10 protein-coding genes are annotated in these 11,764 nt (G+C 70.5%); 3 read left to right on the plus strand and 7 right to left on the minus strand.

The window, feature by feature from the left end:
- A partial coding sequence (locus BGN97_RS00730) for a putative sulfate exporter family transporter (RefSeq protein WP_292697161.1) occupies nt 1-841 on the plus strand: 841 nt, incomplete at its 5' end.
- Between the two features lie 4 nt (nt 842-845).
- Here BGN97_RS00730 and BGN97_RS00735 read toward each other — a convergent pair.
- A complete protein-coding gene (locus BGN97_RS00735) occupies nt 846-2,678 on the minus strand; it encodes a heavy metal translocating P-type ATPase (protein ID WP_292697162.1) in 1,833 nt (610 codons plus the stop codon).
- Nucleotides 2,679-2,854: 176 nt separating this feature from the next.
- On the opposite strand from BGN97_RS00735, the gene BGN97_RS00740 reads away from it, so the two are divergent.
- Entirely contained in the window at nt 2,855-3,655 is an 801-nt protein-coding gene (locus BGN97_RS00740; RefSeq protein ID WP_292697163.1) for an SDR family oxidoreductase, read from the plus strand.
- Nucleotides 3,656-3,738: 83 nt separating this feature from the next.
- Here the strand turns inward: BGN97_RS00740 and BGN97_RS00745 are convergent, their stop codons facing one another.
- The 4 genes from BGN97_RS00745 to BGN97_RS00760 all read right to left on the minus strand — a co-directional run bounded on the left by BGN97_RS00745 (nt 3,739) and on the right by BGN97_RS00760 (nt 7,872).
- On the minus strand, nt 3,739-4,320 hold the full coding sequence (locus BGN97_RS00745) for a copper resistance CopC family protein (protein ID WP_292697165.1): 582 nt from the start codon (nt 4,318-4,320) through the stop codon (nt 3,739-3,741).
- A 134-nt stretch (nt 4,321-4,454) separates the two neighbouring features.
- Complete coding sequence (locus BGN97_RS00750; RefSeq protein WP_292697167.1) at nt 4,455-5,048, minus strand: hypothetical protein; 594 nt, start codon at nt 5,046-5,048, stop codon at nt 4,455-4,457.
- Between the two features lie 86 nt (nt 5,049-5,134).
- Nucleotides 5,135-6,418, minus strand: a complete 1,284-nt coding sequence (locus BGN97_RS00755; RefSeq protein WP_292697169.1) for a serine hydrolase domain-containing protein — start codon at nt 6,416-6,418, stop codon at nt 5,135-5,137.
- Between the two features lie 62 nt (nt 6,419-6,480).
- Nucleotides 6,481-7,872, minus strand: coding sequence for an AAA family ATPase (locus tag BGN97_RS00760; RefSeq protein WP_292697171.1), 1,392 nt, complete (start codon nt 7,870-7,872; stop codon nt 6,481-6,483).
- Between the two features lie 61 nt (nt 7,873-7,933).
- Here BGN97_RS00760 and BGN97_RS00765 point away from each other — a divergent pair, with 61 nt between their 5' ends.
- Nucleotides 7,934-9,007 (plus strand): hypothetical protein, encoded by a 1,074-nt coding sequence (locus BGN97_RS00765; RefSeq protein ID WP_292697173.1) that lies wholly within the window; start codon nt 7,934-7,936, stop codon nt 9,005-9,007.
- 21 nt (nt 9,008-9,028) lie between these two features.
- On the opposite strand, the gene BGN97_RS00770 is transcribed toward BGN97_RS00765, so the two are convergent.
- Nucleotides 9,029-11,035, minus strand: a complete 2,007-nt coding sequence (locus BGN97_RS00770) for a cytochrome c oxidase assembly protein (RefSeq protein ID WP_292697175.1) — start codon at nt 11,033-11,035, stop codon at nt 9,029-9,031.
- A gap of 150 nt (nt 11,036-11,185) precedes the next feature.
- Nucleotides 11,186-11,473 carry an HU family DNA-binding protein gene (locus tag BGN97_RS00775; protein WP_285638350.1) on the minus strand — a complete coding sequence of 96 codons (288 nt, stop codon included), beginning with the start codon at nt 11,471-11,473 and terminating at the stop codon, nt 11,186-11,188.
- Between the last annotated feature and the right edge of the window lie 291 nt (nt 11,474-11,764).

Below are 11,764 nucleotides of genomic sequence, written 5' to 3' on the forward strand. Positions count from 1 at the left end.
GCCCGGCATCGCCTACTCCGGCAAGTTCCTGCTGCAGCTCGCCGTGGTCGTGCTGGGCGTGCAGCTTTCGATCGGCTCGATCGCGAAGGTCGGCCTGGAGTCGCTGCCGATCATGCTCACCACCCTCACCGCGTGTCTCGTGGGCGCGTGGCTGCTGGGACGGATGCTGGGCACCGAGCGGCGGCTGACCACCCTGATCGGCGTGGGCACCGGCATCTGCGGGGCATCCGCGATCGCCGCCGTCTCGCCGGTGATCGGGGCGGCGAGCGCCGAGATCGCCTACGCCGTCTCGACGATCTTCCTGTTCAACATCCTCGCGGTGCTGATCTTCCCGCTCATCGGACACGCGCTGAACCTCGACCCGCACACGTTCGGCCTGTTCGCGGGCACCGCGGTCAACGACACCAGCTCGGTGGTCGCGGCGGCGGGAGTGTTCGCCACCTCGGCACTGGGCTATGCGGTGGTCGTCAAGCTCGTGCGCACCCTCATGATCATCCCGATCAGCGTCGGCCTGTCGATCATGGAGGCGCGTCGCAGCGCCGACGGCCAGAGACTGACCGGCCGGCGCATCGCGAAGCTCGTCCCATGGTTCCTGATCGGTTTCGTCGTCGTGGCGCTGATCAACTCCACCGGCCTGATCCCCGACGCCCCGCGCCAGGCGCTCGTGCACGCGAGCGTGTTCCTGATCGCGATGGCACTGGCCGGAATCGGCCTCTCCACCGACATCCCGGCGCTGCGCCGCGCCGGCTGGCGTCCGCTGGCGCTCGGCGGGATGCTGTGGGTGCTGGTGACCCTCACCGCCCTGGCGACCATCGCCGCGACCGCCGCGCTGCGCGGTTAGGGGCTCAGGCCGCGCGCGGTGCCCGCAGGGCCCGCAGGGCGTACAGGATCGTCGCGAGGTCGACGAGCTCCTGCGTCAGCGCGCCCGCGACGGCCGGGATGACGCCGGTCGTCGCGATCAGCATCAGCACCACGCTCAGCGCTATGCCGATCCAGATGGCGGTGCGTGCCACCGACACCGTATGCCGGCTGATGCGCACGGCATCCGCCACCGGCGAGATGGCGTCGCGCAGGATCACCGCCGACGCGGCCTCCCCTGCGGCCGTGGAGCCGCGCACGCCCATCGCGATGCCCACGTCCGCAGCGGCGAGCACGGGCGCATCGTTCACGCCATCGCCCACCATGAGCACGGGTCGCGGCTGCAGCTCCGCGGCCAGGCGCACCTTGTCGGCCGGGAGCAGTTCGGCGTGCACCTCGGCGACGCCCACCGCCGCGGCGATCCCGCGGGCTGTGGCCTCGACGTCGCCGGTCAGGATCGCCGTGCGGGTGACGCCGAGGCGGCTGAGAGCGGCGATCGTCTCCGCGGCATCCGGGCGCACCTCGTCCGCCAGCAGCAGCGTTCCGGCGAAGCGGCCGTCGACGGCGACGTAGACCACCGCCTCGCCTGACGTCGTCTCGGCGCGCACCGTCTCAGGAGCGATCGAAGCGATGTAGGCGGGCTTGCCCACGGCGACCTCGCGGCCGTCGACCGTCGCGATGATGCCGTTCGTGGCGACCTCGGTGGCATCCGCGGCGACCGCGATCGGGAGTCGCCGCGCCTCGGCGGCCGCGATGATGCCATCGGCGAGCACGTGCGACGACGCGGTCTCGACGGACGCCGCGAGCGCGAGCAGCTCGTCCTCGCCGAATCCCTTCGCAGGGCGTACCGCCGCGAGCGTCGGATGCCCGAGCGTGAGCGTGCCGGTCTTGTCGAACGCCGCCGAGCGCACCCGCGCCAGCTGCTCGAGCACGGCACCCCCCTTGACCACGATGCCCTTCTTCGCCGTCTGGGAGAGCCCGCCAAGGAAGGCGACGGGAGCCGCGAGCAGCAGCGGGCAGGGTGTCGCCAGCACGAGCACCTCGGCGAACCGCACCGGATCCCCGGAGACGGCCCAGGCGACGCCGGCGATCACCAGCGAGACGAGCGTGAACGGCACCGCGAAGCGGTCGGCCATCCGCACCGTGGGTGCTTTGGAGGCCTCCGCCTCCTGCACCAGCGCCACGATCTGCTGATACTGGCTGTCGGCCGCGCTGCGCAGGGAGCGCAGGCGCACGGCGGCCGAGCCGTTGATCGCCCCGCTGGCGACCTCCTCCCCTGCCGTCCGCGTGACGGGCAGGCTCTCGCCGGTCAGCTGGGACTCGTCCAGTTCCGCCGCATCCGAGAGCAGGATGCCGTCCACCGGCACGAGTTCGGCAGGGCGGATGAGGATCTCGTCGCCGACCACGACCTCGCCGACCGGCACATCGGCGATGCCGTCGGCGGTCACGCGATGGACGATACGGGGCGCGCGCTCCAGCAGCGCCCCCAGGTCGCGGCGGGCGCGGCGCTGCGCGTAGTCCTCCAACGCCTCACCCCCGGTCAGCATGAGCATCACCACGACGGCGGCGATGTATTCGCCGACCCAGAGGGTGGCCACCATGGCGATCACGGCGAGGATGTCGAGCCCGAAGTGCCCGCGCAGCATGTCGCGAACCATGCCGAAGGCGGTCCAGAGCACGAACCCGCCGACGAAGACGGTGGCGACGAGGCGGGCCGCGAGGCCGAGTCCCGATCCGGCGAGTGCGACGACGACGATCCCCACGACCAGCGTCGCGACGATGAGCGGGGAGCGCCCGAGAAAGCGCAGCACGGCGATCATGCTCCCATGATGGCCGAGTCGGGCCGCCTGCCGCCGCCGCCACCCCCGGGATAAATCCGGCCGGCCGCCCTCCGCGGATGTGCCCCGGCGTGAGACGATCGGCATGGAGACTGCCGCGTTCCTCGACCGGACACACCCTTCGAGCGGCAGATCGTCCGCATGAGAAGGAGTTCATCATGTCGCGCACCTACGTCGTCACCGGGTCCGCCTCGGGCATCGGCGCCACCACCGCCGACATCCTGCGATCCCGCGGTGAGCGGGTCATCGGGATCGATCTGAGGGATGCTGATGTCGAGGCCGACCTCTCGACCCCGGAGGGTCGCACCTCGGCCGCGGCGCGCGCCGTCGAGCTCGCGGGCGGCACGATCGACGCCGTGATCGCGTGCGCCGGCATCTCGGCGCCGATCGCGAAGACGATCGCCGTGAACCACTTCGGCGTCACCGGGCTGCTGGAAGCGCTGCTGCCCGCCCTGCGCACCTCGGATGCCCCGCGCGCAGCCGTCGTGTCGTCGATGGCGTCGCTGCAGCCGAACTCCCCCGAGCTCGTCGAGGCCGCCCTGGCCGACGACGAGGCGAAGGCCCTGGAGATCGCCGAGGGCCTCGCCGCGCAGGGCCCGGCCGTCGGCTACGCCATCTACCCGTCCTCCAAGCGCGCGCTGTCGCGCTGGGTGCGACGCACCGCGATCTCGGACGCGTGGGCCGGGTCGGGCATCCCGCTGAACGCGGTCGCCCCCGGAACCGTGATCACCCCCATGACGAAGGATCTGCTCGCGACGCCCGAGGGCGCGAAGATGGTCGACGCGGCCGTGCCGATGCCGCTGAACCACCACCAGTCCCCGGAATCGATCGCGTATCTGCTGATCTGGCTCACCTCGGTGGAGAACACCCACCTGGCCGGTCAGGTGATCTACGACGACGGCGGCGCGGATGCCACGCTGCGCGGCGACGACATCTGGTCGTGGAACGACCCGAGCTGAGCGCATTCGCTCAGACGGATGCCCCGCCCTCGGCGCCCACCCGGTACACCGGCGTGGGTCGAGGGCGGGGCATCCTGCGTCTGTCAGCGGCGGCGGCGTGCGGCGATCACGATGACGACGACCAGCGCGATCAGCAGGACCACGCCCAGACCGATCAGCAGCGGCCAGGGCGCCGACTGCTCCGTCGGCGCGGGTGCCGGGGTCTGCGTCGCCTGGGATGTCGGCGGTTGGACGCTCTGCGACGGCGTGGCGCTCGGTGTCGCGCTCGGGGCCTGATCGACGGGCGCGGCGATCGAGAACGAGTACTCGCCTGAGGTCGGGTGGCCGTCACTGGAGACCACCTTCCACGTCACGTCGTATGCGCCGTTCGGCATGTCGGGCTTCAGCGGGACGGTGACGGCGTCTGCGGTCACGACCGGCGCGCCGGAGACCCAGTCCTCGCCGTTCGCGTCGGTGACCGTCATGGCCGTGCCGCTGTTGTCCGACAGCGACAGCAGGTTGTTCGAGAACGTCAGGACGACCTGCTCGGGTGCGCTCGTGAGCTGCTCATCGGCGGCAGGGGTGCTCGAGACGATCTGATCGTGGGCGGATGCCGGGGCTGCGACGACGAGCACGGCGGCGGCCGCCACGACGGCGCCGACCAGTGCGGTGCGGATTCGGAACATGGGAAAACCTCTCTTCGGATGCCGCGAAGCGGCGTCTGCGTCTGGGACGGCGCGTGCGCGCCGCGGAATGCCGCGGGTGCGGCGGATGCGCGCCATCGGCCCGCGCAGAGGGCGGACGGCGGCGGCATCGGGGATCAGACCGGGCGCGGAGGTCCCCGCCGGCGCTGCGTGCCGAGATGCACCTCGCGCACACGCGGCGCATCGCGCACCGCCCACCGCGTACGGGAGGGCGCCTCGATGCGCACCGGGGCGATCACGGGAACGACGCGGGCGATCCACGCCGCCACCGCCCGCGCCGCCGTCAGCAGCGCACGTGCGATCAGCTCGCCCCGATGCAGTGCGGCGATCGTGAGCACGGCGGCGGCGCCGTGCGCCAGCCACATCGCCAGGTCCTGCGGCAGCGCCGCCGACACGTCCCCCGCGGCCGGGAGAACCCCGATCCCGTGCACGTGCGGACCGAGTCCGCCCTGCGGCGTGATGCTCCCCAGCACGAACAGCGCGTGGAACAGCAGTTGCGAGACCAGCACCGAAACACTCAGCCGGATCAGCGACAGCCGGCGGCCGGCCAGCAGCGTGCACACCGTCAGCGACAGCACCCAGGGCACGGCGATGCCCAGCATCCCGGGCATGTCGCCGCCGACCCAGACGTGCGAGGCCAGTGCGACGAAGGTCGCGATCGTGGCGCCGACGAATCCGCGCAGCAGCGGGATTCGACGGGAGGGGCGCACCCCTCCAGTCTTTCACGCCATCAGCAGGTGGTGCGGGCGGTCGCGCGGTCCTCGCCCCTCACGCCACCAGCACCTGCTGCGGGAGATCAGCCGGCCTTGCAGATCGCGCCGTCAGTGATGGCCTTCGCATACTGCTCGGCGGTGAACGGCAGGCCGAAGTCCGGAGCGGTCTCGCCCTTGGCAGCGGGCGCCTTCGAGGCGATCGCGGCGAGCTCCCACGCCAGGTAGGCGGCGAAGGCGCCGCCGGCGCTGGAATCGTTCAGCGTGACAGCCACGGTGAACCCGGTCGCCGGGTCGGAGTACGCGGCGGTCGCGTAACCGGGGACCCAGCCGTGCTGGCCGACCATCGAGCCGACCAGGTACGCGCCACCGGTGGCCTGGTACCAGGCGGGGGCGTCCGCCGCGGCAGGCAGCGGCTTCTCGAACCGGCCGGGCTTGGCATCCTTGTCGCGCAGCGCCTGGCGGGCCTCGGCCTGCGCGTAGCGGCCCAGGTCCTCGATCGTGGAGACCGCGCCGGAATCGGTGAAGCCGATGCTCGACGAGCTCTTGGTGATGTCGACCGGCGCGGCGCAGTTGTACCCGCCGCCCTCCGCGGGCGGCAGGTACGCGCCCTTCAGCGCCGGTGCCGGCTCGGGCTCCGCCGAAGCCGGAGACGGCAGCGACGTCGACTCGAGCCCCAGCGGGGTCGTCACGTACTTCTTGATCAGCTGCGAGGCGCTCAGTCCGGACTCGCGCTCGAGGGCGAGTCCGAGCAGGAGGTAGTTCGCGTCGGAGTCGCGGTACGCCGTGTGAGCCGGACCGCGCTGCTGGCCGAGGCCGAAGCTCGCCAGCTGCAGCGGCGCCCACTGGCGGTCGGGGGTGTTCAGCCAGTACGGCTTCGCCGTCTCCGCCGACGAGCCGACGCCGCTGGTGCCGTTGCACAGGTCGAGCAGGGTGATGTCACCCAGATCCGCGACACCGGAGACGTACTTCGGCACCTTGGCGTCGAGCTTGATGTCACCGGCATCCGCCATGCCGTACAGCACGTCGCAGGTCATCATGCGGGTCACCGCGGCGATGCGGAACGACATGTCTTTGGTGACCTTGGTCTTGTCGCCGGCTGCCTGGGTGCCGAGACCCGTCACCCACTGCCCGCTCCACGGCACCCACACGCCCACGATCGCCCCGGATGAGCCGGTGGCCGTCATGGCCTGCTGCACTGCGGTCTGGAGCTGCGCGGTCATGTCGTCGGGGAGCGAGCCCGCAGCCTGCTTCGGCGGCGTGTAGGTGAGCTCGGGCTGCGAGGATCCCGTGCACCCGGTGAGAGCGAGAGCGAGGGCGACGGCGCCGACGACGGCGGCACGCAGGCGGCGCGACGAACGAAGATGCATGTATCGACTCTCCCGGGGTTGGACCCTCCGAGTCTAGAGTGCGGATGCTGGGAGCACGCCGCTCAGGCCTTCGCGACCTGCTCAGCCTGCCTGGCCTCCCAGGCCTCCCGCATGAAGCGGCGCACGTCCTCGTCCACCTGGATGTCGCGCGGCCGCAGAGGCCGGGACAGGTACAGCCCGTCGAGCGAGGTCAGCCTCGACAGCGCCACGTAGGTCTGGCCGGGCGCGAACGCCCCCGATCCCAGGTCGACGATCGCCCGGTCGTACGTCTTGCCCTGCGACTTGTGGATCGTCACCGCCCAGGCCAGTCGCAGCGGGAACTGCGTGAACTCGGCGACCACCTCGCGGGAGAGCGTCTTGGTGCCCGGGTTGTAGGCGTACCGCAGCCTCTCCCAGACGGCGGGCTCGACGTCGAACTCGTCGCCGTCGATGTCCACCCGCACGGTGCCGCCGAGGATGCGGGTGACCGTGCCGATCGAGCCGTTCACCCAGCGCGGCGGCTCGCCCTGCATGCCCACGTCGTTGCGCAGGAACATCACCTGCGCGCCGACCTTGAGCTTCAGCTCGGCATCCGCCGGGTAGTTGCCCTCCCCACGACCGAAATCGCCGCTGATCTCGGCGTGCGCGGTCTGCTCCCGGCCGGCGAGAGCGGCGAGATGGCGGCTGTTGATGCTGTTGACGATGTCGTTGCGGGTCGCGAGAGTGATGATCGGCGGCTCCCCCGGCTCGGGGTCGGGAGGCGTGCGCGCCCCGCGCTCGTTCAGCACATCCGCGATGTCCTTGGTCACCCGGCCGTACCGCACGGCGTTCAGCATCGACTTGAATCCGTCGTCGGACTGCCGGTGGATCTGCACCAGCTCGTGCACGTGCAGCTTCGCGCCGTGCTCGCCGATGTCCAGCATCCCGCCGCCGTCTCCGGCGAGCCCGCCGGTCCAGACCTTCGCGTCGAAGAACCAGAACGACCGGTAGTGGTCCTGGATGTAGCGCAGCTCGTCACCCCGCGGCGGCACCGGCGCCAGCTGGTAGGGGTCTCCGAACATGACCACCTGCACGCCGCCGAACGGGATGCCGCGCTTGCCACGCGCCTGCCGCAGAGATCGGTCGATCGCGTCCATCAGGTCGGCGTTCACCATCGAGATCTCATCGATCACGAGCGTCTGGATGGCGTTGAGGATGCGGCGGGTGGCATCCGACTGCTCGATCTCGCTCTCGGCGATCAGTCCGATCGGCAGGCGGAACAGCGAGTGGATCGTCTGACCCTCGACGTTCAGGGCGGCCACGCCCGTCGGCGCGCAGATCGCGATCTGCTTCTGGGTGTTCCAGGCGAAGTGCTGCAGCAGGGTCGACTTGCCCGTGCCGGCCCGGCCCGTGATGAACACGTGCTCGTCGGTGTCCTCGATCAGACGGAACAGCGCCTGCTGTTCATCGGAGAGGGTCACGGACACGCACCCCATGTTAAGTCCTCTGTGTCGCCGCTCGGCTCCGTCCCAGCCCCCGCTCCCTAGACTTGTCGGCATGATGCAGGGTCGGGGGGTGTCACGGCGACGTTCTGCGCTCCGCACCGACCTGACGATCCTCGGGGTCGTGGGGGTGCTGCTCATCGCTGCGCTCGGCGCCGGGGGCATGTCGCTGTACCAGCAGGTGTACAGCCCGTCCGCGTTCGTGCAGCGCTACCTGGACCTGCTCGCCTCCGGCCGTGCGGCCGACGCGCTGCAGGTGCCAGGCGTCTCGGTGGACCTGTCCATCAAGAAGGACACCGACATCCATGCCACAGCATCCGAGGCACTGCTGCGCACCGCCGCGCTCGCGCAGCTGACCGACTACACGGTCACGTCCGAGACGCAGAAGGGCGGCGTCTACCGCGTCTCGACCGCGTACCGCGCGGGCGGCGTGCGCGGCACCTCCACCTACCGGGTGGTGCAGGACGGCTGGGTGGGCGTGGTGCCGAACTGGCGGTTCGAGCGCAGCCCGATCGCCGAGGTCGAGCTCACCGTGCGCGGCGCGGACGTCTTCAAGGTGAACGGCTTCGAGCTGGACCGCCGTCAGGTGTCGGACAAGGGCGCGGGCGCTTCGCCGCTCGACCCGCTGCATCTGCTGGTCTTCACTCCCGGGGCGTACTCGGTGACCGTCGACACGCCGATCGCCGCGACGCCCGGAGTGCGCGTGCTCGCGGACAAGGCGCTCGCGCACACGCCGGTCGACGTGCAGGCTCAGCCGACCGCCAAGTTCACCGAGCTCGTGCAGCAGCGCGTCGGGGAGTTCCTCACCGCCTGCGCCACCCAGCAGGTGCTGCTGCCGACCGCCTGCCCGTTCGGGCTCGAGGTCTCCAACCGCCTCGCGGACGGCTCGCTGCCCAAGTGGTCCATCACCCAGCAGCCCGTGGTGACCGTGGTTCCCGACGGCGCGAACTGGAAGATCCCCCCAACGGATGCCGTCGCGCACATCGACGTCTCGATCAAGTCGGTCTTCGACGGCTCGGTGCGCAAGGTGTCCGAGGACGTGCCGTTCCAGATCGACGGCACGATCAGCATCCAACCCGACGGCACCGCCTCCATCCGGGTCGGCTCTCCGAACATCGACCCCGAGTAGCCGCGCCGGGGCCGCAGCGGATCAGGAGCGCGAAGCGGCGCGACGGTCCTGCTCGGCCAGCTTCGAGAGCCGGGCGTTGTACTCCTCGAGCTCGGCGTCCCCGTCGCGATCGGCGGCGCGATCACTGCGGCGCTGCAGCCGGTCATCCGACCGCGACCACTGGATCGCGACGGTGATCGCGAGGATCAGCGTCGGGATCTCACCCACCGACCAGGCGATGCCGCCGCCGATGTACTGATCCTCCATGGGCGTCGGGCCCCAGGTGCGTCCCATCGAGCCGAACCACTCGGCGACCATGAGCCCGTTCTGCATCATCAGCGCCATGCCGAAGAACGCGTGCATGGCCATCACGGCGATCAGCGTGATCAGGCGTCCCGCATGCGGCAGGCGGTACGGCACCGGGTCGACGCCGACCAGCGACATCACGAACAGGTAGCCGGAGATGAGGAAGTGGATGACCATCCACTCGTGCCCGAGATGGTCGTACAGCGACCAGCGCACCAGGTCGGTGAAGTAGAAGGCCCAGAGCGAGATGATGAAGATCGCGGCCGCGACGATCGGATGCGTGATCACCCGGGAGTACGGCGAGTGCACCGCCCACATGATCCACTCGCGGGCGCCGCGGGTGCCGTCCTCGCGCCTGTGGATCGCGCGCAGCGCCAGCGTGATCGGCGCGCCGCTGACCAGCAGCAGCGGGATCGCCATGCTCAGCACCATGTGGCCGGCCATGTGCACGCTGAACAGGTACTCCTGGTACGCGTTGAGCGGGCCCGAGGTGACCCAGAGCAGCAGGAGCATGCCCGCCAGCCAGAAGATCGTGCGATGCACGGGCCACGCGTCCCCGCGCCGGCGCAGGCGGACGACGCCGGCGATGTAGAAGAACACGGCGAAGCCGATCACGACGGCCCAGAGCACGTCGATGTCGTAGGAGGTGAACCAGCGGTCCAGCGTCAGCTCGGGAGGAAGAGGCGAATCAGTGAGTCGCTGAGCCGCCGTCGGGTTGGCGGGAGCCTGCTCGCCGACCGGCGGAGGCGTGCGTGCCAGCGCGGCGGCGGCGCCGGATGCCAGGCCCATCAGCAGCAGCTCGCCCAGGATGAGCGTCCAGAACGACCGCTTCTCGTCCGCGCCGCTGAATCGGGGGATGAGCCGGCGGCGGTACCAGGCGCCGAACAGGCCCAGGCACAGCAGCAGGATCGCCTTGCCGAGCACGATCAGTCCGTAGGGCGAGAACAGCTCGCTCCAGCTGCCGAGCGCGACGACCGTGCGGGCGATGCCCGAGACGGCGACGACGATGAAGGCGATCAGCGCGATCGAGGAGTACCGCTCGACGAGGACCGGCAGATCCAGGGCATCCGCCTTCTTCACCTTCCCGCTCGTCCGGTTCGTGGCGCTGCGCAGGATCACGAGCAGGATGATGCCGCCGACCCAGGCGGCGGCTCCGAGGGTGTGCAGCAGGATCGCGTTGACCGCGATGTTGTGCCCCTCCACGTCGCCGGAGTGACCCTGCGTCGCGAGCGGGAGGAAGGATGCCGCGGCGAGCCCGGCGGTCATGAGCGTGCCGGTCCAGCTGCGCCAGCCGAAGGCCAGCAGCGTGATCACGGCCCCCATCAGCACGGTGATCAGCCAGGCCTGACCGAGCGGGAGCGTGAGCAGGAACGTGCCGAGCTGCTCGCCGAAGGTGCGGTCGGCGGAGAGCTTGGGGTTGAACGCGGCGAGCAGGGTCATCCCTGCGGCGATCGCCGAGCTGACGGTGAAGACCGCTGCTCCCACGGATGCCGTGTCGAGGGCGATGTCATAGGGACGCGAACCGCTCCGCAGCGCGAACAGCGCGAGCACCAGGGAGCCCAGCATGGCCGCACCCGCGAGGTTGGCGACCAGCTTGACGGCCGGCAGCCCCCACATCACGATGGGCCCCGGGTCCAGGAGCTTGGGCGGCACCGCGCCGCCGCCGACGACGAGCGCCGCGATCAGGCCGACCGCCGCGCCGGCGAGGAGGATCGCGAGGCCGACGAGACGGTACGACTTCACCCCTCCAGCCTACGGCGGTTGCCTGTGACCGCGGATCCGAGACCGCACGTGCGGAACGCGGGGGCGCTCGGGCCCGGTTCGCGCGGGTCGGCACTCGCCGGGAACGCAGAAGGCCGCCCCCGGAGGGACGGCCTTCGTGGCGGTGCGGTCTTACTTGACGGCAGCCTTCAGCTTGGAGCCGGCGGTCACCTTGACGCGCTTGCCAGCGGGGATCTTGATCTCGGCGCCGGTCTGCGGGTTGCGGCCGGTGCGGGCGGCGGTGGCCACCTGCTCGAACGAGATCCAGCCCGGGATCGAGACCTTGCTGCCCTTGGCGACAGCGTCGGAGACGGTGCCGAACAGCGAGTCGAGGACGCGCGAAACAGTGGCCTGGCTCTCGCCGGTGGCGGAAGCGATGCTCGCGACGAGCTCGGTCTTGGTGATGGACTTGTCAGCCATGTCATCCTCCAGCGACGACGGTCCGTCGCATCGTGTTGATTTCGGAGTTCCCCCCGTCGGTCGATCGACCGCCTCGAATGTACCAACCACAACCGACAAAACCGCGTCATTTCGCGGGTTTTGGCATGTTTCTCGGCGTTTCCATTCACTTCAGTCACATCAGTCACAGGTGTGGGTGTCTTCTGCCCCGAGGGCGGGGCGCTTCGCGCCGCTCGTTCGGGAGGAGAACTCTGCGTTGGGAGGACTCCAAGGGGTGCGTCCCGTAGCGTGGTGTCACTTCCCGCGGGGTCC

Source organism: Microbacterium sp. 69-10, from assembly GCF_001897945.1.
Classification (GTDB): domain Bacteria; phylum Actinomycetota; class Actinomycetes; order Actinomycetales; family Microbacteriaceae; genus Microbacterium.